Source organism: Streptomyces sp. SudanB25_2051 (genome assembly GCF_964272635.1).
GTDB lineage: Bacteria > Actinomycetota > Actinomycetes > Streptomycetales > Streptomycetaceae > Streptomyces.
Genome location: NZ_OZ186787.1, coordinates 3884979 through 3909306 on the forward strand (window position 1 = coordinate 3884979; position 24328 = coordinate 3909306).

The 24328-nt window shown below is 73.2% G+C and carries 20 protein-coding genes; 15 read left to right on the forward strand and 5 right to left on the reverse strand.

The window, feature by feature from the left end:
* Positions 1-13 precede the first annotated feature (13 nt).
* Genes nuoE through nuoN form a run of 10 tightly spaced genes read left to right on the forward strand, consistent with a single transcriptional unit; the run spans position 14 to position 13015 of the window.
* Positions 14-853 (forward strand): NADH-quinone oxidoreductase subunit NuoE, encoded by an 840-nt coding sequence (gene nuoE / locus ACSUPT_RS17490; RefSeq protein ID WP_361663672.1) that lies wholly within the window; start codon positions 14-16, stop codon positions 851-853.
* Positions 853-2202, forward strand: a complete 1350-nt coding sequence (gene nuoF / locus ACSUPT_RS17495; RefSeq protein WP_351966735.1) for an NADH-quinone oxidoreductase subunit NuoF — start codon at positions 853-855, stop codon at positions 2200-2202. Before nuoE ends, nuoF begins: the two co-directional genes overlap by 1 nt.
* Positions 2199-4706, forward strand: a complete 2508-nt coding sequence (locus tag ACSUPT_RS17500) for an NADH-quinone oxidoreductase subunit G (RefSeq protein ID WP_436944885.1) — start codon at positions 2199-2201, stop codon at positions 4704-4706. The genes nuoF and ACSUPT_RS17500 overlap by 4 nt, the downstream gene beginning before the upstream one ends.
* Positions 4703-6073 carry an NADH-quinone oxidoreductase subunit NuoH gene (gene nuoH, locus ACSUPT_RS17505; RefSeq protein ID WP_436944887.1) on the forward strand — a complete coding sequence of 457 codons (1371 nt, stop codon included), beginning with the start codon at positions 4703-4705 and terminating at the stop codon, positions 6071-6073. The genes ACSUPT_RS17500 and nuoH overlap by 4 nt, the downstream gene beginning before the upstream one ends.
* The gene (gene nuoI, locus ACSUPT_RS17510) at positions 6063-6716 is read left to right on the forward strand and encodes an NADH-quinone oxidoreductase subunit NuoI (protein ID WP_351966738.1); all 654 of its coding nucleotides are present in this window, start codon (positions 6063-6065) and stop codon (positions 6714-6716) included. The genes nuoH and nuoI overlap by 11 nt, the downstream gene beginning before the upstream one ends.
* Positions 6713-7540 (forward strand): NADH-quinone oxidoreductase subunit J, encoded by an 828-nt coding sequence (locus tag ACSUPT_RS17515; RefSeq protein ID WP_351966739.1) that lies wholly within the window; start codon positions 6713-6715, stop codon positions 7538-7540. The genes nuoI and ACSUPT_RS17515 overlap by 4 nt, the downstream gene beginning before the upstream one ends.
* A complete protein-coding gene (gene nuoK, locus ACSUPT_RS17520) occupies positions 7537-7836 on the forward strand; it encodes an NADH-quinone oxidoreductase subunit NuoK (protein WP_189529769.1) in 300 nt (99 codons plus the stop codon). The genes ACSUPT_RS17515 and nuoK overlap by 4 nt, the downstream gene beginning before the upstream one ends.
* Before the next feature lie 15 nt (positions 7837-7851).
* Complete coding sequence (nuoL, locus tag ACSUPT_RS17525; RefSeq protein WP_361663635.1) at positions 7852-9792, forward strand: NADH-quinone oxidoreductase subunit L; 1941 nt, start codon at positions 7852-7854, stop codon at positions 9790-9792.
* Between the two features lie 5 nt (positions 9793-9797).
* Positions 9798-11369, forward strand: a complete 1572-nt coding sequence (locus tag ACSUPT_RS17530; protein WP_436944890.1) for an NADH-quinone oxidoreductase subunit M — start codon at positions 9798-9800, stop codon at positions 11367-11369.
* Entirely contained in the window at positions 11366-13015 is a 1650-nt protein-coding gene (gene nuoN / locus ACSUPT_RS17535) for an NADH-quinone oxidoreductase subunit NuoN (protein ID WP_351966742.1), read from the forward strand. The genes ACSUPT_RS17530 and nuoN overlap by 4 nt, the downstream gene beginning before the upstream one ends.
* A gap of 112 nt (positions 13016-13127) precedes the next feature.
* Here the strand turns inward: nuoN and ACSUPT_RS17540 are convergent, their stop codons facing one another.
* Positions 13128-13676 carry a hypothetical protein gene (locus ACSUPT_RS17540; protein WP_351968505.1) on the reverse strand — a complete coding sequence of 183 codons (549 nt, stop codon included), beginning with the start codon at positions 13674-13676 and terminating at the stop codon, positions 13128-13130.
* A 430-nt stretch (positions 13677-14106) separates the two neighbouring features.
* On the opposite strand from ACSUPT_RS17540, the gene ACSUPT_RS17545 reads away from it, so the two are divergent.
* On the forward strand, positions 14107-15009 hold the full coding sequence (locus tag ACSUPT_RS17545; RefSeq protein ID WP_436944892.1) for an AraC family transcriptional regulator: 903 nt from the start codon (positions 14107-14109) through the stop codon (positions 15007-15009).
* Positions 15010-15205: 196 nt separating this feature from the next.
* Positions 15206-16036 carry a carbohydrate-binding protein gene (locus tag ACSUPT_RS17550; RefSeq protein WP_436944894.1) on the forward strand — a complete coding sequence of 277 codons (831 nt, stop codon included), beginning with the start codon at positions 15206-15208 and terminating at the stop codon, positions 16034-16036.
* Positions 16037-16246: 210 nt separating this feature from the next.
* Here ACSUPT_RS17550 and fahA read toward each other — a convergent pair whose 3' ends face one another.
* Entirely contained in the window at positions 16247-17482 is a 1236-nt protein-coding gene (gene fahA / locus ACSUPT_RS17555) for a fumarylacetoacetase (protein ID WP_351968498.1), read from the reverse strand.
* A gap of 393 nt (positions 17483-17875) precedes the next feature.
* On the opposite strand from fahA, the gene ACSUPT_RS17560 reads away from it, so the two are divergent.
* Positions 17876-18886, forward strand: a complete 1011-nt coding sequence (locus ACSUPT_RS17560; RefSeq protein WP_351968499.1) for a polyprenyl synthetase family protein — start codon at positions 17876-17878, stop codon at positions 18884-18886.
* A gap of 137 nt (positions 18887-19023) precedes the next feature.
* Positions 19024-20301, forward strand: a complete 1278-nt coding sequence (locus ACSUPT_RS17565; RefSeq protein WP_436944896.1) for a LolA family protein — start codon at positions 19024-19026, stop codon at positions 20299-20301.
* A 177-nt stretch (positions 20302-20478) separates the two neighbouring features.
* Here ACSUPT_RS17565 and ACSUPT_RS17570 read toward each other — a convergent pair whose 3' ends face one another.
* Together ACSUPT_RS17570 and ACSUPT_RS17575 are read right to left on the reverse strand one after the other, a co-directional pair.
* The gene (locus ACSUPT_RS17570) at positions 20479-21828 is read right to left on the reverse strand and encodes a M28 family metallopeptidase (RefSeq protein WP_365726631.1); all 1350 of its coding nucleotides are present in this window, start codon (positions 21826-21828) and stop codon (positions 20479-20481) included.
* Between the two features lie 208 nt (positions 21829-22036).
* A complete protein-coding gene (locus tag ACSUPT_RS17575) occupies positions 22037-22492 on the reverse strand; it encodes a VOC family protein (RefSeq protein ID WP_351963248.1) in 456 nt (151 codons plus the stop codon).
* 21 nt (positions 22493-22513) lie between these two features.
* Here ACSUPT_RS17575 and ACSUPT_RS17580 point away from each other — a divergent pair, with 21 nt between their 5' ends.
* The gene (locus ACSUPT_RS17580; protein WP_351963249.1) at positions 22514-23107 is read left to right on the forward strand and encodes a CGNR zinc finger domain-containing protein; all 594 of its coding nucleotides are present in this window, start codon (positions 22514-22516) and stop codon (positions 23105-23107) included.
* A gap of 72 nt (positions 23108-23179) precedes the next feature.
* On the opposite strand, the gene rarD is transcribed toward ACSUPT_RS17580, so the two are convergent.
* Positions 23180-24241, reverse strand: coding sequence for an EamA family transporter RarD (gene rarD / locus ACSUPT_RS17585; RefSeq protein ID WP_365726635.1), 1062 nt, complete (start codon positions 24239-24241; stop codon positions 23180-23182).
* Positions 24242-24328 lie beyond the last annotated feature (87 nt).

Consider the following 24328-nt stretch of genomic DNA (forward strand, 5'->3'; position numbering starts at 1 on the left):
CGTCCAGCTGGGGATGCCCGAACTCCCCGCCCCCGACTACCCCGCCGACGTACGCGCCCGGCTCGAAGCGGACGCCCGGGAGGTGATCGCCCGCTACCCGGACTCGCGCTCCGCGCTGCTGCCGCTGCTGCACCTCGTCCAGTCCGAGGAAGGGCACGTCACCCGCACGGGAATGCGCTTCTGCGCCGAGGTGCTGGGGCTGACCACCGCCGAGGTCACCGCCGTCGCCACCTTCTACTCGATGTACCGGCGCAAGCCCAGCGGCGACTACCAGGTCGGGGTCTGCACCAACACCCTGTGCGCCGTCATGGGCGGCGACGCCATCTTCGAGGAGCTCAAGCAGCACCTCGGCGTCGGCAACCAGGAGACCACCGAGGACGGCAAGGTCACCCTCGAACACATCGAGTGCAACGCCGCCTGCGACTTCGCCCCCGTGGTGATGGTCAACTGGGAGTTCTTCGACAACCAGACGCCCGAGAGCGCCAAGCGCCTCGTCGACGACCTGCGCGCCGGCCGCCCCGTCACCCCGACCCGCGGCGCGCCCCTGTGCACCTTCAAGGAGACCGCCCGCATCCTCGCCGGCTTCCCCGACGAGCGGCCCGGCGCGGTCGAGGCCGGCGGCGGCGCGGGGCCGGCCTCCCTCGTCGGCCTGAAGCTCGCCAAGGGCGAGGCGCTCCCGCCGCGCGTCGTCCACCCGCGCGGCGGGGCGGCCGGCAGCGACCAGCGCGGCTCTGCGCCGCAGGACGCCCCCACGCCGGGCGCCCGCCACCTCAGCTCGCACGACGCACCGCAACAGACCTCCGCGTCCGACCCGAAGCACCCGGCGGGCCCGGTCAGCGAGGAGGGGGAGTGATGACCTTGGCACCCGAAATCGGGGAGACCAGCCCCGAGAAGCTGCTCGCGCCGGTCCTGTCCGCCTTCTGGGACGAGCCCCGCTCCTGGACGCTGGACACCTACCGGCGCCACGACGGGTACGAGGGGCTGCGCAAGGCCCTCGCCATGTCGCCCGACGACGTCATCGCGTACGTCAAGGACTCCGGGCTGCGCGGCCGCGGCGGCGCCGGCTTCCCGACCGGGATGAAGTGGCAGTTCATCCCGCAGGGCGACGGCAAGCCCCACTACCTCGTCGTCAACGCCGACGAGTCCGAGCCGGGCACCTGCAAGGACATCCCCCTCCTCTTCGCCAACCCGCACTCCCTCATCGAGGGCATCGTGATCGCCTGCTACGCGATCCGCTCCTCGCACGCCTTCGTCTACCTGCGCGGCGAGGTCGTCCCCGTGCTGCGCCGCCTCCACGAGGCGGTCCGCGAGGCGTACGCCGCCGGCTACCTCGGGCGGAATGTCCTCGGCAGCGGACTCGACGTCGACCTCACCGTGCACGCCGGAGCCGGGGCGTACATCTGCGGCGAGGAGACCGCCCTGCTCGACTCGCTGGAGGGCCGCCGCGGCCAGCCCCGGCTGCGGCCCCCCTTCCCCGCGGTCGCCGGCCTGTACGCGTGCCCCACCGTCGTGAACAACGTCGAGTCCATCGCGTCGGTTCCCGCCATCCTCCACCGGGGCAAGGAGTGGTTCCGCTCCATGGGCAGCGAGAAGTCCCCCGGCTTCACGCTGTACTCGCTCAGCGGCCACGTCGCCGCCCCCGGCCAGTACGAGGCGCCGCTCGGCATCACCCTGCGCCAGCTGCTCGACATGAGCGGCGGGATGCGGCCCGGGCACCGCCTCAAGTTCTGGACGCCCGGCGGCTCCTCCACGCCGATGTTCACCGACGAGCACCTCGACGTGCCCCTCGACTACGAGGGCGTCGGCGCCGCCGGGTCCATGCTCGGCACCAAGGCGCTCCAGTGCTTCGACGAGACCACCTGCGTGGTGCGCGCCGTGACCCGCTGGACCGAGTTCTACGCCCACGAGTCGTGCGGCAAGTGCACCCCCTGCCGCGAGGGCACCTACTGGCTGGTCCAGCTGCTGCGCGACATCGAGGCGGGCAAGGGCAAGCCGTCCGACCTCGACAAGCTCGCCGACATCGCGGACAACATCAACGGCAAGTCCTTCTGCGCCCTCGGCGACGGCGCCGCCTCCCCGATCTTCTCCTCCCTGAAGTACTTCCGCGAGGAGTACGAGGAGCACATCACCGGCAGGGGCTGCCCCTTCGACCCGGCCAAGTCGACCGCCTGGGCGGACAACCACGTGGAGGTGACGGCATGACCGTCATGGCATCGAACCCCGCCGGCGGCGGGGCCGCCCCGGTGCCGCCGGAGGACCTGGTCACGCTGACCATCGACGGCATCGAGGTGTCCGTCCCCAAGGGGACGCTGGTCATCCGCGCCGCCGAGCAGCTCGGCATCGAGATCCCCCGGTTCTGCGACCACCCCCTCCTCGACCCGGCCGGCGCCTGCCGGCAGTGCATCGTCGAGGTCGAGGGCCAGCGCAAGCCCATGGCCTCCTGCACGATCACCTGTACGGACGGGATGGTGGTGAGGACTCAACTCACCTCCAAGGTCGCCGAGAAGGCCCAGGTCGGCGTGATGGAGCTGCTGCTCATCAACCACCCCCTGGACTGCCCCGTCTGCGACAAGGGCGGCGAGTGCCCCCTGCAGAACCAGGCCGTCTCGCACGGGCAGGCCGAATCCCGCTTCGAGGGCCGCAAGCGCACCTACGAGAAGCCCGTCCCCCTCTCCACGCAGGTCCTCCTCGACCGCGAGCGGTGCGTGCTGTGCGCCCGCTGCACCCGCTTCTCCACGCAGATCGCCGGCGACCCGATGATCGAACTGGTCGAGCGGGGCGCCCTCCAGCAGGTCGGCACCGGCGAGGGCGACCCCTTCGAGTCGTACTTCTCCGGGAACACCATCCAGATCTGCCCGGTCGGGGCGCTCACCTCCGCCGCGTACCGGTTCCGCTCCCGCCCCTTCGACCTGGTCTCCAGCCCGTCGGTGTGCGAGCACTGCGCCGGCGGCTGCGCCACCCGCACCGACCACCGGCGCGGCAAGGTCATGCGCCGCCTCGCCGCCAACGACCCGGAGGTCAACGAGGAGTGGCTGTGCGACAAGGGGCGCTTCGCGTTCCGGTACGCACAGGCCCGCGACCGGCTCGCCACGCCCCTGGTGCGCGGCGACGACGGGGCGCTGCATGCCGCGTCCTGGCCCGAGGCGCTGGAGGCGGCGGCGCGCGGGCTGGCCCGCGGCCGCACCGGTGTGCTGACCGGCGGGCGGCTCACCGTGGAGGACGCCTACGCGTACGCCAAGTTCGCGCGCGTGGCCCTCGCCACGAACGACATCGACTTCCGCGCGCGCCTCCACAGCGCCGAGGAGGCCGACTTCCTGGCCGCCCGCGTCGCCGGGCGCGGCCGGGACCTGGACGGTACGGGCGTCACGTACACGTCCCTGGAGCAGGCGCCCGCCGTGCTGCTCGCCGGATTCGAGGCCGAGGAGGAGGCGCCCGGCGTCTTCCTGCGGCTGCGCAAGGCCTGGCGCAAGCACGGGCAGCGCACGTACGCCATCGCCCCGTACGCCACGCGCGGCCTGGAGAAGGCGGGCGGCACGCTGCTGCCCGCCGCGCCCGGCACGGAGACCGAGTGGCTGGACGCGCTCGCCGCGGGCGCCGGGCTCGACGGGCCGGGAGCCGCGGCCGCTGAGGCCCTGCGCGCCGAGGGCGCGGTCATCGTCGTCGGCGAGCGCCTGGCCGCCGTGCCGGGCGCGCTGACCGCCGCCGTGCGCGCCGCCACGGCGACCGGCGCCCTCCTGGTGTGGGTGCCGCGCAGGGCCGGTGAGCCGGGCGCCGTCTGGGCGGGCGCGCTGCCGTCGCTGCTGCCCGGCGGGCGCCCCGCCACCGACCCGCGCGCCCGCGACGAGGTCGCCACCGTGTGGGGCGTACGGGAACTGCCGCACCGCTACGGGCGCGACACCGGCCGGATCGTGGAGGACGCCGCGACCGGCGAGCTGACCGCGCTGCTGGTCGGCGGCGTGGACGTGGCGGACCTCCCGGACCCCGCGCGGGCCCGCGAGGCGCTGGACACGGCGTTCGTCGTGTCGCTGGAGCTGCGCCCCGGCGAGGTCACCGAGCGGGCCGACGTGGTCCTCCCGGTCGCCGCGGTCGCCGAGAAGGCGGGCACGTTCCTCAACTGGGAGGGGCGGGTCCGGATGTTCGAGGCGGCGCTGAAGCCGCAGCACATGACCAGTGCCCTGCCGCCGTCCGACGCGCGGGTGCTGCACATGCTCGCCGACGCGATGGACGTGCACTTCGGGCTGCCGGACGTACGGGCCGTGCGGCGCGAGATGGACCGGCTCGGCGCGTGGGACGGCGAGCGGGCCGACGACCCGGCCGAGGCGCGGCTGCCGCTGCCCCGGGCCGGCGAGGGCGAGGCCGTGCTGGCCGGTCACCGGATGCTGCTCGACCTGGGCCGGCTGCAGGAGGGCGACGAGGCGCTGGCCGGGACCCGGCACGCCGCCGTGGCCCGCCTCTCGCCCGCGACGGCCGCCGAGGCGGGCGTCAAGGAAGGCGACCCGCTGCGGGTGACCGGACCGGCCGGGTCCGTGACGCTGCCGCTGCGGGTGACCGCGATGCCGGACCGCGTGGTGTGGCTGCCGCTGCGGTCCACCGGCGACGGCGTCCTGTCCGACCTGGGCACCGTGCCCGGCCGCCTGGTCCGCATCGCCCCGGCCGCTTCCCCCCATTCGACGGACTCGACGGACTCGTCGGAGGTGCGCGCATGAACACGGCCCTCCTCGCGGCCGAGGACCTCTCGCTGTTCGGCCGCGACCCCTGGTGGCTCGTGCTGATCAAGGCGGTCTTCTGCTTCGCCTTCCTCATGGTCACCGTGCTGATCTCCATCGTCATGGAGCGCAAGGTCGTCGCGTGGATGCAGCTGCGCATCGGCCCCAACCGGCACGGCCCCTGGGGCCTCCTGCAGTCCCTCGCGGACGGCGTCAAGCTGATGCTGAAGGAGGACGTCGTCGTCAAGCGGGCCGACAAGGTCGTCTACGTCCTGGCCCCGATCGTCGCCGCCGTCCCCGCGTTCATGGCCATCGCCGTGATCCCCTTCGGCCCCGCGGGCAACGAGATCTCGATCTTCGGCCAGCGGACCACGATGCAGCTGACCGACCTGCCGATCGCGATGCTCTACATCCTCGCGGTCGCCTCGGTCGGCATCTACGGCATCGTCCTCGCCGGCTGGTCGTCCGGCTCCACCTACCCGCTCCTGGGCGGCCTGCGCGCCTGCGCGCAGATGATCTCGTACGAGATCGCCATGGGCGCGGCCTTCGCCTCGGTCTTCCTCTACTCCGGGTCCATGTCGACCTCGGCGATCGTGGACGCGCAGGCGGACCGCTGGTTCGTGGTGCTGCTCCCGGTGTCGTTCCTGATCTACATGGTGACGATGGTCGGCGAGACCAACCGGGCCCCGTTCGACATGCCGGAGTCCGAGGGCGACCTGGTCGGCGGCTTCAACACCGAGTACAGCTCGATCAAGTTCGCGATGTTCATGCTGGCCGAGTACGTCAACATGGTCACCGTCTCGGTCGTCTCCGTCACGCTGTTCCTCGGCGGCTGGCGCGCCCCGTACCCGGTCTCGGCGTTCTGGGAGGGCGCGAACCACGGCTGGTGGCCGATGCTCTGGTTCATCGGCAAGGTCGTCGCCCTGCTGTTCCTCTTCGTCTGGCTGCGCGGCACGCTGCCCCGCGTCCGCTACGACCAGCTGATGAAGCTCGGCTGGAAGGTCCTCATCCCCGTCTCGGTCGTGTGGCTGATGCTCGTCGCCACCGTGCGCGCGCTGCGCAACGAGAACGTGGAGTTCCAGTCGATCGTCCTGTACGTCGCCGGTGCCGTCCTCGCGGTGCTGCTGCTCTCCTTCGTCGCCGACATGTTCCGCGACCGGAAGGCGAAGGAGGCCGCGGCCGCGCCCCCGGAGAGCGCGGGGACCGGCGAGTTCGACCCGATGGCCGGCGGGTTCCCGGTGCCGCCGCTGCCCGGACAGACCCTGCCCCCGGTGCCCAGGCGGCGGCCGCGCGGCGAGCGCGAGCTGATCGCCAGCGGCCCCGGGGACGCGGCGAGTGAAGGAAAGGAGACGGACGGTGTCTACTGAGTCATCCCGGGGGGACACCCCACGGACCCCCTTCCAGAACCCGGTGGCCGGCTTCGGCGTGACCTTCAAGGCCATGTTCAAGAAGCGGCTGACGGAGCAGTACCCGGAGCAGCGCAAGACGACGGCGCCCCGCTTCCACGGCAGGCACCAGCTCAACCGCCACCCGGACGGGCTGGAGAAGTGCGTCGGCTGCGAGCTGTGCGCCTGGGCCTGCCCCGCCGACGCCATCTACGTGGAGGGCGCGGACAACACCGACGAGGAGCGCTACTCGCCCGGCGAGCGGTACGGCCGCGTCTACCAGATCAACTACGCCCGCTGCATCCTGTGCGGGCTGTGCATCGAGGCGTGCCCGACGCGGGCGCTGACGATGACGAACGAGTTCGAGCTCGCCGACAGCTCCCGCGAGAACCTGATCTACACCAAGGAGCAGCTCCTCGCGGGCCTGACGGAGGGCATGGTCGACACGCCCCACGCCATCCACCCGGGCATGGACGAGCAGGACTACTACCGGGGCCTGGTCCACGAGGCGGCGCCCGGGACGGTCCGGCAGACCGCGGTCAGCAAGGGCGAGCAGCCCCCGCAGGAGGCCGCGTCGGACTTCGGGGAGAGCGAACCCGCGTCCGGGAAGGTGGTCGGGGCATGACCGCGAGCACACTGGCCGCCGCCTACACCACGTCGACCGGCGAGGCCGTGCAATTCTGGCTGCTCGGCACGGTCGCGGTGATCGGCGCGCTGTGCACCGTACTGATGCGCAAGGCCGTGCACAGCGCGCTGTGCCTGGCCGGGACGATGGTCATCCTGGCGATCTTCTACCTCGCCAACGGCGCCTACTTCCTGGGCATCGTGCAGGTCGTCGTCTACACGGGCGCGATCATGATGCTGTTCCTCTTCGTCGTGATGCTCGTCGGCGTCACCGCCGCCGACTCGCTGAAGGAGACCATCAAGGGCCAGCGGTGGCTGGCCCTGCTGTGCGGGCTCGGGTTCGGCGCGCTGCTGATCGCCGGGATCGGCCGGGCCTCGCTGGACACGTTCAACGGGCTCGGCGCGGCGAACGCCGGGGGCAACGTCCAGGGCATCGCGACGCTGCTGTTCACCAAGTACGTCTTCGCGTTCGAGATCACCGGCGCGCTGCTCATCACGGCGGCGGTCGGCGCGATGGTGCTCACCCACCGGGAGCGCACCGAACGCGCCCGCACCCAGCGGGAGCTGGCGGAGCAGCGGGTGCGCGAGGGCAAGCAGATCCCGCCGCTGCCCGCACCCGGTGTGTACGCCCGGCACAACGCCGTGGACATCCCCGGCCTGCTGCCGGACGGCACCCCGTCCGAGCTGACCGTGAACCGCACGCTGCGGGCGCGCGGCCAGATCCGTGATGTGTCGGCGCGGGCCCTGGAGGACCTGCGGGCGCTGGAGCAGCGCGCCGACGAGCGGCTGGGCCGCCCGCGGGACGGAGAGGAGGCGGCCAAGTGAATCCCGTCAACTACCTGTATCTCGCCGCCCTGTTGTTCACCATCGGCGCCGCCGGGGTGCTGATCAGGCGCAACGCGATCATCCTGTTCATGTGCGTGGAGCTGATGCTCAACGCCTGCAATCTGGCGCTGGTCGCGTTCTCCCGGATGCACGGGAACCTGGACGGCCAGATCATCGCCTTCTTCACGATGGTCGTCGCCGCGGCGGAGGTCGTGGTCGGACTGGCGATCATCGTGTCCCTCTTCCGTGCCCGCCATTCGGCCTCGGTCGACGACGCCAGCCTGATGAAGCTGTAGGGGGTCGGGAGAATCGTGGAGAATCTGATCGCGCTGCTCGTCGCGGCGCCTCTGCTCGGAGCGGCCGTCCTGCTGTGCGGCGGCCGGCGGCTGGACCGGGCCGGGCACTGGCTCGGCACGCTGCTCGCCGCCGTCTCCTTCGCCGTCGGCGCGGTGCTCTTCGCCGACATGCTGGGCAAGGGCGCGGAGGACCGGGCCCTGCACCAGCACCTGTTCAGCTGGGTGCCCGTCGAGGGCTTCCAGGCGGACGTCGCCTTCCAGCTGGACCAGTTGTCGATGACGTTCGTCCTGCTCATCACCGGTGTCGGCACGCTCATCCACGTCTACTCCATCGGGTACATGGAGCACGACGAGCGCCGCCGCCGCTTCTTCGGCTATCTCAATCTGTTCCTCGCGGCCATGCTGCTGCTGGTCCTCGCCGACAACTACCTGCTGCTGTACTTCGGCTGGGAGGGCGTGGGCCTCGCCTCGTACCTGCTGATCGGGTTCTGGCAGCACAAGCCGAGCGCGGCGACGGCCGCGAAGAAGGCGTTCCTGGTCAACCGGGTCGGCGACATCGGCCTGTCCGTCGCGATCATGCTGATGTTCACCACGTTCGGGACGTTCGCCTTCGGGCCGGTCCTCGGCTCCGCCGGGGAGACCTCGGAGGGCATGCTGACGGCGATCGGGCTGATGCTGCTGCTCGCCGCGTGCGGCAAGTCCGCCCAGGTGCCGCTGCAGTCCTGGCTCGGCGACGCGATGGAGGGCCCGACCCCGGTGTCGGCGCTCATCCACGCGGCGACCATGGTGACCGCGGGCGTGTACCTGATCACCCGCTCCGGCGCCATCTTCAACGGCGCGCCGGACGCGCAGCTCGCCGTCGTGGTGGTCGGCGCCGTCACGCTCCTGTTCGGTGCGATCGTCGGTTGCGCCAAGGACGACATCAAGAAGGCCCTCGCCGGCTCGACGATGTCGCAGATCGGCTACATGATCCTCGCCGCCGGCCTCGGCCCGGTCGGGTACGTGTTCGCGATCATGCACCTGGTGACCCACGGCTTCTTCAAGGCCGGGCTGTTCCTCGGCGCCGGGTCCGTGATGCACGGCATGAACGACGAGGTCGACATGCGCAAGTACGGCGGCCTGCGGAAGTACATGCCGGTCACCTTCGTGACGTTCGGCCTCGGCTATCTGGCGATCATCGGCTTCCCCGGCCTGTCGGGCTTCTGGTCCAAGGACCGGATCATCGAGGCGGCCTTCGCGAAGGGCGGCACCGAGGGCTGGATCCTCGGCGCGGTCACGCTGCTGGGCGCCGGGATCACCGCGTACTACATGACCCGCGTGATGATCATGACGTTCTTCGGGGAGAAGCGCTGGCAGCCCGCCCCGGACCCGGACAAGGCGGCGAGCGTCGAGCCCGGCGCCGAGGCGGCGCCCGGTGCGATGCCGCATCCGCACGAGTCCCCGAAGTCCATGACCGTCCCGATGATCCTGCTGGCCTTCGGCTCCGTCTTCGCGGGCGGCCTGTTCTCCCTGAACAGCGCGTTCGTCAACTGGCTGAAGCCCGTCACGGACTTCGAGCACGGCCACCCGCCGATCAGCGCCGGGGTCGTCACCGCCGCGACCGTCGTCGTCCTGCTGACCGGCGTCGGCATCGCGTACGCGCAGTACGGCCGCAGGCCCGTGCCGGTGGTCGCGCCGCGCGGCTCGCTGCTCACCCGCGCCGCCCGCCGCGACCTCCTCCAGGACGACTTCAACCACGTCGTGCTGGTGCGCGGCGGCGAGCACCTGACCCGCTCGCTGGTCTACGTCGACCACTCCCTGGTGGACGGGGTCGTCAACGGCACGGCGGCGGCGATGGGCGGCCTCTCCGGCCGGATGCGCAAGCTGCAGAACGGCTTTGCCCGCTCCTATGCGGTCTCGATGTTCGGAGGTGCTGCGGTGCTGATCGCCGCGACCCTGCTGATGAGGGCGGTGTGACCGCGATGTCCTTTCCCCTCCTGACCGCCACGGCGGCGCTCCCGGCGATCGGCGCCATCGCCACCGCCGCCGTGCCCGCCGCCCGGCGCACCGCCGCCAAGTGGCTGGCCCTGCTGTTCTCGCTCGGCACGCTCGGCCTCGCCGTGGCCGTCCTGGTCCGCTTCGACCCGGGCGGCGAGCGCTACCAGCTCACCGAGTCGCACGCCTGGATCGAGGACTTCGGCGTGCGGTACGAGCTGGGCGTGGACGGCATCGGTGTGGCGCTGCTCGCGCTGACCGCCCTGCTCGTGCCGTTCGTCATCCTCGCCGGCTGGCACGACGCCGACCCCCTGGAGACCGCGTCGAAGCGCTGGCGGCCCACGCAGGGCTTCTTCGCGCTGATCCTCATGGTCGAGGCGATGGTGATCCTCTCCTTCGAGGCCACCGACGTCTTCCTCTTCTACATCCTCTTCGAAGCCATGCTGATCCCGATGTACTTCCTCATCGGCGGCTTCGGGGACCGCGCCCACGCGGGCGACGACACCAAGGCGGCCGCGCAGCGGTCGTACGCCGCGGTGAAGTTCCTGCTCTACAACCTGGCCGGCGGGCTGATCATGCTCGCCGCCGTGGTCGGGCTGTATGTCGTCGCGGGGAACTTCTCGCTCCCCGACATCGCCGCGGCCCGCGCGAGCGGCGAGCTGGACATGGCCACCCAAACCGAGCGGCTGCTGTTCCTCGGCTTCTTCTTCGCCTTCGCGGTGAAGGCCCCGCTGTGGCCGCTGCACACCTGGCTGCCCAACGCCATGGGGGAGTCGACGGCTCCCGTCGCGGTGCTCATCACGGCCGTCGTCGACAAGGTCGGCACGTTCGCGATGCTCCGCTTCTGCCTCGGCCTCTTCCCGGAGGCGTCGCGGTGGGCCACGCCCGCGATCATCGTCCTCGCCCTGGTCAGCATCGTCTACGGTGCGCTGCTCGCGGTCGGCCAGCGGGACATCAAGCGCCTGATCGCGTACGCGTCGATCTCCCACTTCGGCTTCATCATCCTCGGCATCTTCGCGATGACCAGCCAGGGCCAGAGCGGCGCCACGCTCTACATGGTCAACCACGGCATCTCGACGGCCGCGCTGATGCTGGTCGCCGGGTTCCTGATCACCCGGCGCGGCTCGCGCCTCATCGCGGACTACGGCGGCGTGCAGAAGGTCGCCCCGGTCCTCGCCGGCACGTTCCTCGTCGGCGGCCTGGCCACGCTGTCGCTGCCCGGACTCGCCCCGTTCGTCAGCGAGTTCCTGGTCCTGGTCGGCACCTTCGCCCGCTACCCGGCCGCCGGCATCGTCGCCACCACCGGCATCGTCCTGGCCGCGCTGTACACGCTGGTGCTGTACCAGCGGACGATGACCGGCCCGGTCAAGGAGGAGGTCCGGTCCATGCCCGACCTCCGGCCGCGTGAACTGGCCGTGATCACCCCGCTGATCGCGCTCCTCCTGTTCCTCGGCGTCTACCCGAAGCCGCTCACCGACATCGTCAACCCCGCGGTGCGGCACACCATGTCCGACGTCCAGCAGAAGGACCCCCGGCCCGATGTGGAGGCGGCCAAGTGAGCACTACGGACTTCCACAGCCTGTGGACGACGGCGGCCGAGCCGCTCGGCAGGATCCCCGCGCCGAAGATCGAGTATGTCCAGCTGGCCCCGGTCCTCATCGTGGTCGGCGCGGCGGTCCTCGGCGTCCTCGTCGAGGCCGTCGTCCCGCGCCGCGCCCGCTACGCCACCCAGCTGTTCCTCAGCGTCGTGGCGCTGGCCTGCGCGTTCGCCGCGGTCGTGGGCCTGGCGCTGACCGGGCACGGCACGACCAAGGCGCAGATCGCGGCGATGGGCGCCATCGCCGTCGACGGACCGGCGCTGTTCCTCCAGGGGACGATCCTGCTGACCTCGCTCGTCGCGGTGTTCACCTTCGCCGAGCGGCGCCTCGACCCCGCCCACCACGGCCACCGCGTCGACTCGTTCGCCGCCGAGGCCGCGGCCGTGCCCGGCAGCGACCACGAGAAGGCCGCCGTGAAGGCCGGGTTCACCACGACCGAGGTCTTCCCGCTGGTGCTGTTCGCCATCACCGGCATGCTGGTCTTCCCGGCCGCCAACGACCTGCTGACGCTGTTCATCGCCCTGGAGGTCTTCTCGCTGCCGCTGTACCTGCTGTGCGCCGTCGCCCGCCGCAAGCGGATGCTGTCGCAGGAGGCCGCGGTCAAGTACTTCCTGCTGGGCGCGTTCGCCTCCGCGTTCCTGCTGTTCGGCATCGCCCTGCTGTACGGCTACGCGGGCTCCGTCTCGTACGCCCGGATCGCGGACGTCGTGGACGGCGCGGTCGCCTCGGTCGACCCGGCGCTCGCCGCGACCATGGGCAATGACGTGCTGCTGCTCATCGGCTTCGCGATGCTGCTGATGGGGCTGCTGTTCAAGGTCGGCGCCGTCCCGTTCCACATGTGGACGCCCGACGTGTACCAGGGCGCCCCGACACCGGTCACCGGCTTCATGGCGGCGGCCACGAAGGTCGCGGCGTTCGGCGCGATGCTCCGGCTGCTGTACGTCGTCCTGCCGGGGCTGCGCTGGGACTGGCGGCCCGTCATGTGGGGCGTCGCGATCCTGACGATGCTGGCCGGCGCGATCGTCGCGATCACGCAGACCGACATCAAGCGGCTCCTCGCCTACTCGTCCATCGCGCACGCGGGCTTCATCCTGGCCGGTGTGATCGCCGCGACCCCGTCCGGCGTCTCGTCCACGCTGTTCTACCTGGCGGCGTACTCCTTCGTGACGGTCGGCGCGTTCGCCGTGGTCACGCTGGTGCGGGACGCGGGCGGCGAGGCCACGCACCTGTCCAAGTGGGCGGGCCTGGGGCGGCGGTCGCCGCTGGTCGCCGCGGTCTTCGCGGTGTTCCTGCTGGCCTTCGCCGGCATCCCCCTGACCTCCGGGTTCTCCGGCAAGTTCGCCGTGTTCAAGGCGGCGGCCGAGGGCGGGGCGGGCGCGCTGGTCGTGGTCGGTGTGATCGCCTCCGCCATCGCCGCGTTCTTCTACGTCCGGGTGATCGTGCTGATGTTCTTCAGCGAGCCGCACCCGGAGGGCCCGACGGTGGCCGTGCCGTCGCCGCTGACGATGACGGCGATCGGCGTGGGGGTCGCGGTGACCCTGGTCCTGGGCCTCGCCCCGCAGTACTTCCTGGACCTCGCGGGCCAGGCGGGGGTGTTCGTCCGGTAGGGCGCCGTCCCCGCCGGCCGTCCCCGGGACGGGCGGCGGGGCGCGGGCCGTACGGCCGGGCGGGGCGCGACGCGCGCCCCGCCCGGCCGCGCCATGTCCGGCTCCGGGGCGGTCAGTCCTCCGAGGGGCAGCGGACGTCCGGGTTCCACTCGTGGAACATGCCCTTCGGGTTGGGCTTGTGCAGCCAGGCGTGCAGGTCGTAGTGGGTCTTCATACCCGCCTCCGCGCCCGGCGAGGGGCCGAGGAACGGCTGCCCGAACATGGTCGGCCGGTCCTCGTCGGTCGCCAGGTCCTGGTCGGCGTCCTCGACGAACCACTCCACCCCCACCAGCCGCATCGACCCGTCGTCGGCCTTCTCGTACATGAGGGCGGCGGGCTTCGCGGGGTCGGTGAGGTTGTAGTGCGCCGTGTTGACGTAGTGGTAGCCCATCGCGCCCTCGCCGGCGAGGGCGACACAGCCGCGCATCGGCAGATAGCCGTCCTCCAGGGCCTCTTCGAGCCGGTGGTACTTGAGCGTGGCGGCGTACGCGGTCATCAGGTCCGCGCGGACGGCCGTGTCGTCGCGGGTGCCGGCCGCGGCCGGGGCCGCGGGTCCGGCCAGCAGGGCCAGCGGGACGAGGGCGGCGAAGGCGACGGCGGATACGGGCCCTTTCAATGTCATGCGGTGCTCCTCGGGAGGCGGTGGGCCCCCGCCGGCCGGACAGCCGACGGGGCCGGGCACGCGGTCGGGCACCCGGTGGGACCGGGGACGCGCCGTGCGCCCGGTGGGACGGGGGCCGCCGGGCGCGCGGGGCGCCGGCGGATACGGGCGGGCGCTCCCCTCGTGCCGCCCCCAGCAGCTTCCGCCGCCGGACCGGGGCCCGCACCCGGAGTCGGCCATCGGGCGGAAAGCGCACTGTCCTCCCGCACGCGCCCGTGGCACCGTACGTAACCGGTACGGACCAGCCGGAGGACCGCACCACGCCGGCCCGTACGGCCGGACCGGAGACGGGCCGGGCCGACCCGGCCGACCGGGGCGGTCCCCGGGGCGGGACCGCCGGGCGGGTACCGGCGGCAGGACGGCGGCGGAGCGAGGAAGGGCGCGGGCGACCATGCGCGGCACGACGGTGTTACCCGGGGAGGACGAGGCGGCGGGACGGCCGGGGGCGCTGCCGATGCACCGCCTGGAGATCCCCATGCCCGGCGCGGTGCCGTTCGCGATCGGCACGTTCGACACGATCGGCCCCATGGCCCGCGCGGCCTTCCCGCACCGCCACACCTTCTACGAGATCGTGCACGTCACCCACGGGTGCGGCACCCATGTCACCGACCTCGCCCACTGGCCGCTGCGCCCGCCCCACCTGGGGTTCCTCGCCCCCGGCCAGGTCCACCACTGGGAGGACGCGGCCGGGGTGGACGGCTTCGTCGTGCTGTTCACCGAGGACTTCCTGATCGACCACCCCGGCGACCGCGCCGTGCTGAGGCTGCTCGCCGAACGCCCCTGGCCCACCCTCGACCCGCCGGCCGCCGCCCAGGCCGGGCGGCTCGTCGCCGACCTCCACGACGAGTACCGGCGCGGCCCCGACGCCTGCCCGTCCGTGCTCCGCGCGCTGCTGCACGTCCTCGTCGTCCGCGCGGCCCGCCTCTACGGCATCGGGCCGGGAGCGCACACCCGGCCGCCGGGAGCCCGGCCCGGCGCCGTCGCGGAGGAGTTCACCCGGCTCATCGGCCGCGGCGACCCGGCCCTGTGGTCCGTGCGGGCGTGCGCGGCGCGCATCGGGGTCACCCCGGGCCATCTGACCGACGCCGTCAAGGCCGCGACCGGCCGAACTCCGGGCCAGCTGGTCCGCGAGGCCCGCGCGCACGAGGCGAAACGCCTCCTGGCCCGCACCGACCTGACCGTACGGCAGGTGGCGGGCCGGGTCGGCTTCGAGGACGCGGCGTACTTCTGCCGCTTCTTCCGCCGCGAGACCGGGGTGAGCCCCGGCGACTTCCGGCGCGGCGGGGCCGCCTGACCACACGCGCGGCGCGCGGACGCGCGGGCCCGCCCGGCGGCGCGTGCCGGCGCGCGGGCGCGCGCGGCCGGGGGAGGGGCATGAGGCGTCCGGGATATTCACCACGACGACCGGGTCCAGTCCATCGCCCGGCCGTCGCGGGGTGCGTAGGTTCGGTGGCGTTCCCCTGACCCCCCTCTCCCCACGAGGAGCAGGCATGGACGACCACGACGAGCCCCGTACCGCCCACCCGTCGCGCAAGACCGTGCTGCGGGCGGCCCTCGCGGCCGGCGCCGCCGCCCCCGCGGTGCTGCTGGGCGTACCGGCGCTGGCCCGCACCCGCGCCGCGTCCCCCGGCGCGGTCCCGGAGCTGACGCCCACCTGCGACGACGGAGACGACCCGACGCCGCCGCAGATGGAGGGCCCGTACTTCAAGCCCAACTCCCCGCGCCGCACCTCGCTGCTGGAGGGAAGCACGCCCGGGGTGCGCCTGACCGTCTCCGGGTACGTCTTCGGGCTCGGCTGCCAGCCGATGTCCGGGGTGCTGCTCGACTTCTGGCAGGCCGACAACAACGGCGCGTACGACAACACGGGGTTCCGCTTCCGCGGCCACCAGTTCACCGACGCGCGCGGCGCCTTCCAGCTCACCACGATCGTGCCCGGGCTCTACCCGGGGCGCACCCGCCACATCCACGTCAAGGCGCAGGCGCCCGGCCGCCCGGTGCTGACCACGCAGCTGTACTTCCCGAACGAGCCGCGCAACGCGACGGACGCCCTGTTCGACCCGCGCCTGCTGATGACCGTCCAGGACGCGGGCGGCGCGCGGACGGCCTCGTTCGACTTCGTGCTGAACGTGCCGCAGTCGCCCGGCCCCAGCCCCACCCCGACGACCCCGCCGCCGGGCGGCGGCACCTGGACCGTCGGCACGGCCTACCGGGCGGGCGACCGGGCCACGTACGGCGGCCGCGGCTACGTGTGCCTCCAGGCGCACACCGCGCAGCCCGGCTGGGAGCCCCCGAACGCGCCCGCCCTGTGGCGCGCCGAGTGACCGCGCCGCCCCGGGCGCGCTGACCTGAGCCCGCCCGCCGGCGGGCCCGAAGACCACCGTGTGGTGCGGCCGACCCGAAGGGGGAGCCGCACGGGCCCGGCACCCGGAGCCGGGGTGCCGGGCCCCCGACTTCCGCCGCCGCGCGCCGGCCGGCCCCGCCCGTGAGCCACGGGCGGGGCCGGCCGGCGCCTGCCGTACGGGAGGAGGGCGTCAGACCGCCGGGACGATCCGGCCCGTGACCTCGCCCAGGCCGACCTTGACGCCGTCCGGGCCCGGCGCCCACGCGGTCAGCGTGACCTCGTCGCCGTCCTCCAGGAACGTCCGCTTGCCGGTCGACAGGTCGAGCGCGTCCCGCCCGTTCCACGTCAGCTCCAGCAGCGAGCCGCGCTGGTGCACCTCGGGGCCGCTGACCGTGCCGGAGCCGTACAGGTCGCCGGTGCGCAGGGACGCGCCGTTGACGGTCATGTGCGCCAGCTGCTGCGCGGCCGTCCAGTACATGGTGGAGAACGGCGGCTCGGCCACCACCTCGCCGTTGATCCTCACGGTGATGTGCAGCTCGTACCCGCCGGGCTCGTCCTCGCCCGAGTCGTCCAGGTACGGCAGCAGCGGGAAGTCGCGGGCCGGCGGGGCCACGCGCGCCGCGTCCAGCGCCTCCAGCGGGGTCACCCACGCCGAGACGGAGGTCGCGAAGGACTTGCCGAGGAACGGGCCCAGCGGCACGTACTCCCACGCCTGGATGTCGCGCGCCGACCAGTCGTTGAGGAGCGTCAGGCCGAAGACGTGCTCGCGGTAGTCGCCGAGCGCGACCGGACGGCCGTGCTCGGAGGGCGTGCCGACGACGAAGCCGACCTCCGCCTCGATGTCCAGCTTCGTCGAGGGGCCGAAGACCGGAGCCGGGTCGGCCGGGGCCTTGCGCTGCCCGGAGGGGCGCACCACGTCCGTGCCCGACACCACGACGGTGCCGGAGCGGCCGTGGTAACCGATGGGCAGGTGCTTCCAGTTGGGCGTGAGCGGCTCGCCGTCCGGGCGGAACATCCGGCCCACGTTGGACGCGTGGTGCTCGCTCGCGTAGAAGTCGACGTAGTCGGCCACCTCGTACGGCAGGTGCAGCGTCACCGCGTCCAGCGGGTGCAGCAGCGGCTCCACGTCCGCGCGGTGCGCGGGCGACGTCAGCCACGCCGTGAGGGCCCGGCGCACATCGCGCCACACCGTACGGCCCGCCGCCATCAGCGGGTTGAGCGACGGCTGGGCGAGCAGGCTCGCGTACGGAGAGCCGAGCGCGTGCGCGGCCGCCCCGGCGTCCAGGACGTGGCCGCCGATCCGGACGCCGACCCTGCGGCGGTCCGGTTCGCCGGCGGTGGAGAACACGCCGTACGGGAGGTTGTGCGGGCCGAAGGGGTCCCCCTCGGCCAGGTCGAGCGGGCTCGGTTCGGGCTGCTCGGGCATCGGTGCTTGCCTCGCTTTCCACGTGTGTGGGGGACACGTTACGACCGAGGCGCGCCCTTCTCCCAGGTGCGGTCGGCGAGGGGGCCGCCCGCGGCCCGGCGGACGGGGCCGGACGCCCCGGCGAGCGGCGCCCCGGAGGCGCGGCCGCGGCCGCGGGGGGCGGGGTCGTCCGGGGACGGGCCCGTGTGATCCCGGTCATACGCGCAGGGGTCCCGGCCGTCCGGAGCGGGCCCTTCCGAGGGGCGCGTTCCGGCCGGACACGCCGACCGTGAACATCGCCGGGTGGCGGGAAGGTGCCCACGGCGATCGAAAGGGGACCGGATACGCTGACGTGAGTGAATCCAGCGACACATCGACAATCCGTGTGATCGTCCGCAGACAGGAGACCCCCTCGTGACCGCAGTCGGGCCGTTCGGGCTGAGCGTGCGGGACCAGGCTCTCGAAGCCGATGTCCAGACCGGACTGGCGGCCGTCGAGGCCGGGCTGCTCGACGCCACCAAGAGCGACGTGCCGTTCATCACGGAGGCGGCGCAGCACCTGGTGCGGGCGGGCGGCAAGCGGTTCCGGCCGCTCCTCGTGATGCTCGCGGCGCAGTTCGGCGACCCGCACGCGCCCGGCGTCGTCCCGGCGGCCGTGGTGGTCGAGCTGACTCATCTGGCCACGCTGTACCACGACGACGTGATGGACGAGGCGCTGGTGCGGCGCGGCGTGGACAGCGCCAACACGCGCTGGGGCAACTCGGTCGCCGTCCTCACGGGCGACTTCCTCTTCGCGCGCGCCTCCCACATCCTGGCCGACCTCGGCCCCGAGGCGGTGCGGATCCAGGCGGAGGCGTTCGAGCGGCTGGTCACCGGGCAGATCCTGGAGACGGCGGGCCCCCGCGACGGGAACGACCCGGTCGAGCACTACCTGGACGTCATCGCCGGCAAGACCGGCTCGCTGGTCGCCGTCTCCGGCCGCTTCGGCGCGATGATGGCGGGCGCGGGAGAGCGGTTCACCGAGGTGCTCACCCAGTACGGGGAGCGGCTGGGCGTCGCGTTCCAGCTGGCCGACGACGTGCTGGACATCGCCTCCGACTCGCACGAGTCCGGCAAGACGCCGGGCACGGATCTGCGCGAGGGCATCGCCACCCTCCCGGTCCTGCACCTGCGGGCCCTGGCGGAGCAGCACGGCCGCGCCGAGGACGTGGAGCTGGTCGAGCTGCTGGAGGGCGACCTCGCGGACGACGCCCGCCACGCCGAGGTGCTGCGGCGGCTGCGCGTCCACCCGGCGCTGGAGCTGGCCCGCCGCGACACGGTGCGGTACGCGCAGGAGGCGCGGGCGATGCTGGACCCGCTGCCGGACGGGTACGCGAAGTCGGCGCTGGCCGAGCTGTGCGACCTCGTGGTGCACCGGGCGGGCTGACCGGCCGCCTCCGCATGGGGGAAGCCCCTGATGCCGGGTCATACCAGAGAGGTACGGCCGGTTGATTCCGCGGGCTGACGCTTTTCCGGCTCCGTGCGGGTGGAATGGGACCACCAGACCACGGAGGTAGAGCGGACATGGCACCGAACGACAGCGACGCACAGACCCCGCGGCCCGCGCGCCGGACCCTCGCGCGGTACGCGGTCCCGGTCGCGGTGGCGGGGGTGGCGGCGGCGACCATCGGGCTCGTCCCGGCCCTCGCGGCGGCCGGCGACCCGGACCTGCCGAAGATCACCGCCCAGGAGCTCGTCGAGAAGATCGCCGCGTCGGACGTGCAGCAGCTGTCCGGCACGGTCAAGGTCACCACGGACCTGGGCCTGCCGTCGATCGCGGGCCTCGGCGACCTGATGGGCGGCGACGCCGCCGCGAAGTCCGCCGACGCGCAGCTGATGCGGCTCGCGTCCGGCACGCACACGCTGAAGGTCGCGGCGGACGGCCCGGACCGGCAGCGGCTGACCGTCCAGGACGGCGACGGCGAGTACACCCTGGTACGCAACGGCGACCAGGCCTGGGCCTACGACTCCGCGTCCGGCGAGGTCCACCACGAGAAGGGCCTCGGCACGGCCCCGGAGGACCGCGACGGGCACGGCCGCGGCACCGGCGGCGACGACCTGCCGGTCACCCCCAAGGAGCTGGCGGCGCAGGCGCTGGCCGCGGTGGACGGGACCACGTCGGTCACCGTCGAGGGCTCCGCGCGGGTCGCCGGGCGCGACGCGTACCAGCTGGTCGTGCGGCCCGAGCAGAGCGGTTCCACCATCGGCGCGGTGAAGGTCGCCGTGGACGCGGAGAACGGCGTGCCGTTGAAGTTCACCCTCACCCCGAGCGCCGGGGGAGCGGCGGCGGTCGACGTCGGCTTCACCAAGGTCGACTTCGGCAAGCCGGCCGCCTCGGAGTTCACCTTCACCCCGCCGAAGGGCGCCAAGGTCGTCGAGGGTGAGGGCGCCGGGGACGAAGGACCGGCCGCCGGGCTGAAGGAGAAGGACCGCAAGGCGCTGGAGCAGGAGCTCGGCGGCCTGGAGGACCTGGCCGGCGGAGCCGGCGGGCAGGGCGTGAACGTCATCGGCGAGGGCTGGACCACCGTGGTCGAGCTGGCCGGACCGGGCGCCCCGGCGGACGCGCCCAAGGGCAAGCCGCAGGGCGCGAAGCCGGAGGCCGGCGCCACGCCGGAGGAGCTGCCGAAGGAGGCCCAGCAGTTCCTGGACGGCCTGGGCACGCGGGTCAGCGGCGAGTTCGGCTCGGGCATGGTCTTCAAGACCCGCCTGGTCAACGCCCTGATGACCGACGACGGCCGGGTCTACGTCGGCGCGGTGACCGAGAAGGCGCTGGTCGCGGCCGCGAACGACGCGTCGGAGTAGCGGGACGCGCGTCGGGGCCCACCGCCGTACAGGGCGGTGGGCCCCGACGCGTACCTCCGACGCGTACTTCCGACGTGTGCCTCCGTCCCGGGGCGCCCCGCGCGGGCGCCGCGCGGAGGGCGGCCCCGTCGGGGGCCGGTGCCTCGTTCGGGCCTGCGGGTCAGCCGGGCCGGTGCCTCAGAAGGTCAGCGAGACGCTGTTGATGTAGCCCGTGTCGTACCGCGCCACGTCCTGGACCCGCAGCAGCCAGGTGCCGTTCGCGGGCTCGCTCGACGCGTCCACGGTGTACGTCTCGCGGACGTTGTCCGCCGAGTCGCTGCCGCTGGAGTTCTTCAGCCGGTACGCGGTCCCGTCGGGCGCGACCAGGTCCACGACGAGGTCGCCGCGCCAGGTGTGGACGATGTCGACGGCGACGCGCAGGGCTGCCGGGGCGTTGCCGGTGCGGCCGGTGACCGCGACGGGCGAGGTGACGGCGGCTCCGCCGTCGGGGATCGGCACGTCGGCGGTGTTCTCGTACGTGTCGCCAGCCGGCGGCTCGGTCGTCCCGGCGGACAGGGTCCACACGGCGTGTGCCAGGGCGTCGCTGTTGCGGTCCAGCGCCGTGTCGTTGATGTTGGACGTCGTGTCGCACGACGAGTGGTAGCAGCGGTCGAAGGACTGCCCGGCCGTGCCGCCCCACTTCTGCGCCTGCGCGCTGGTCTTCGTACGGCTGGCGCCGGTGAACAGTCCGCCGACGGGGACGCCGGCGTTCTTGAACGACGCGTGGTCGGAGCGTCCGTCGCCCTCGGTCTCGATCTCGGTGGGGACGCCGATGCCGGCGAAGTAGTCCTTGAAGGTCTTCTCGATGACCGGGTCGTCGTCGTAGACGAAGTAGCCCGCGTTGGGGGAGCCGATCATGTCGAAGTTCATGTACCCGTCGAGCTTGGCGCGCTCGGTGGCCGGCAAGTTCGCCACGTAGTACTTGGAGCCGACGAGCCCCAGCTCCTCGGCGCCCCACCAGGCGAACCGCAGGTGCTTGGCGGGCTTGTACGCGGCCCGGGACACGGCGAGGGCGGTCTCCAGGACGGCGGCCGAGCCGGAGCCGTTGTCGTTGATGCCGGGCCCGGAGGAGACGGAGTCCAGGTGGGCGCCGGCCATGAGGACCTGGTCGGGGTCGCCGCCGGGCCAGTCGGCGATCAGGTTGTAGCCGACGGCGCTGTTGGAGGTGAACTGCTGGACGGTCGTGGTGAAGCCGGCGGCGTCGAGCTTGGCCTTCACGTAGTCGATGGACGCCTTGTAGCCGGGGCGGCCGTGGGCCCGGTTGCCGCCGTTGGCCGTCGCGATCGACTGGAGCTGGGTGAGGTGCGCCTTGACGCTCGCCAGGGGGATGTCGGGCGCGGCGGCCGCGGTGGCGGGCGCCATGTGGGCCGCGGCGGGTGCGGCGGCCGGGCCGGCGGTCGCGGGCGCGGCGGTGGCGAGCAGGCCGGTGAGGGCGAGCAGGGCGGCCGCGGCGGTGCGTCTGGGTATGCGGGACACGGAGTGTGTCATGTGGGGGCTCCGGATTCCGTACGGGGATGGGACGGAACGTGCGAGACGCCCCGCGAGGGCTGGTCGCGGGGCGCTGGAGCTGTGGTGCGTCGGACGGTCCGGAGTCATCGGACGTCCGCCTGTGCGGGATTGAATGTACAGCGACAATTCATTCGCGCGTCAAGGGCGCCTTCCGGTCACCGGGGTCCGCATATCGGACGCGATGTGGCTACTGCACGCAGAACTCGTTCCCCTCGGGATCGGCCATGACGGTCCACCGGCCACCCGGTTCGTCCACGTCGCGCAGGACGGACGCGCCCAGGGAGCGGAGCCGGGCGACCTCCTCCGCCCGGTCCCGGTCCGGGCCCGCGTGGACGTCGATGTGGAGCCGGTTCTTGGCCGTCTTGGCCTCCGGCACGCGCTGGAACAGCAGGCGGCGGCCGTGCCCGATGCCCGTGGCCTCGTCGAAGGGGTCGTCCGGATGCCGGACGGCGGCCAGATCCCGCCAGGCCCGCCGGCCGCGCACCTCGACGGTCAGTCCGGCCGGCGCCCGGCCCGCGTCGACGAGCCGGTCGATGAAGGCGCTGTTGTCCTCGACCGTGTAGCCCAGGGCCGCGGCCCAGAAGTCGGCCTGGGCGTGCGGGTCGGACGCGTCGATCACGAGTTTCCAGTGGAGTGCGGTCATGTAACTGTTCATAGTGGTTACATGACGGAGTCCGCAACGGGTCTCACCCTGTACACGCCGGAGGGCCGCCCCTACCGCTTCGATCCGGGGGCGCTCTGCCTGGAGCTGCTGCCGACCGGGGGTCCGGGCCCGCTGGCCCGGTACGAGGTGCTGGACACCCCCGACGGGCTGTACGCCTGGGTCGCCGCGAGCCGTCTCGCCCCCGGGCTGCCGCTCGCCGTCGAGGAGGACGACCTCCCCGCCGTACGGCGGCTGCGCGACGCGCTGCACGGGCTCGCGGCCGCCCGCGCGCACACGAGGCCGCTGCCGGCCGGGGACGTCGCCGTCGTGAACGAGGCCGCGGCCGCGGCCCCGCTCGTCGAGCTGCTGACGGCGCAGGGCGGCCGCGCGTGGGCGCCGGGCGCGACGGTGGCGGGCCTGTTGTCCACCGTGGCGCGGGACGCGACAGCCCTGTTCACCGGCCCGTACGGGCACCGCGTGCGCGAGTGCGGCGCCCACGACTGCCACCTGCTGTTCGTCGACACCTCCCGGCCGGGCCGCCGCCGCTGGTGCTCCATGGAGCGGTGCGGCAACCGCGAGAAGGTCCGGGCGCACCGGGGCCGTACGGCCTCCTGACGGCGGGCGCCGGAGCCGTACGGCCTCGTGGTGGCCGGGCCGGCGGCCGGTGGCTCACCGGTGGCCGGTGGCTCAGGGGCGGGGCTTTTCCGCCGGGGACGCGGGGCCCGCCTCCGCCGCGACCGGGCCCGGAACGGCCGTCTCGGCGGCCACGGCCCCGGGGGCGGCCGTCTCGGCCGCGACCGTCTCGGGGGCCTTCGAAGCGGCCACGGCCGCCAGCCTCAGCGCCTCCGCGCGGGTCCGCCGCGCCGTGCGCAGGGCGTCCCACGTCAGCAGCGTCAGCGCCAGCCAGACGAGCGCGAAGCCGGCCCAGCGCTCCGGCGGCATGGCCTCCCGGAAGTACAGCACGCCCACCAGGAACTGGAAGACCGGCGCCAGGTACTGCAGCAGCCCCAGCGTCGACAGCGGCACCCGGATCGCCGCCGCCCCGAAGCAGACCAGCGGCACGGCCGTGACCAGGCCCGTCGAGGCGAGCAGCGCCATGTGCCCCACCCCCGCCGTGCCGAACGCGGCCTTGCCGGTGAAGCCCAGCCACACCAGGTAGCCCACGGCCGGCAGGAACAGCATGGCCGTCTCGGCGCCGAGCGACTCCAGCCCGCCGAGGTTGACCTTCTTCTTCACCAGCCCGTACGTCGCGAACGAGAACGCCAGCACCAGCGAGATCCACGGCGGCCTGCCGTATCCGACCGCCAGCACCACCACCGCGGCGAACGCGATGCCCACCGCCGCCCACTGCGCGGGCCGCAGCCGCTCCTTCAGCAGGACGACGCCCATGGCGATGGTGACCAGCGGATTGATGAAGTAGCCGAGCGACGACTCGACCACGTGCCCGGCGTTCACGGCCCAGATGTAGACGCCCCAGTTCAGCGTGATCACCGAGGCGGCGAGCGCGATCAGCCCCAGCTTCCGCGGCTGCCGCAGCAGCGCCGGTATCCACGCCCAGCGCCGCACCACGACCAGCGCGAGCGCCACGGCCACCAGCGACCACGCCATGCGGTGGGCGAGGATCTCCACCGCGCCCGCCGGTTCCAGCAGGGGCCAGTACAGGGGGAACAGCCCCCAGATGCCGTAGGCGCCGATCCCGTAGAGAAGTCCCGTCTTCTGGTCGCCCGTGCCGCCGCTCCTCGTCGCCACCCGCAGCTCCACTTCCTACTCTCCGGGACGCCGGCGCCCCGTGCCGCCCTGTCCGATCGACGGTAACGCCGGGCGGGCGGCATGTCA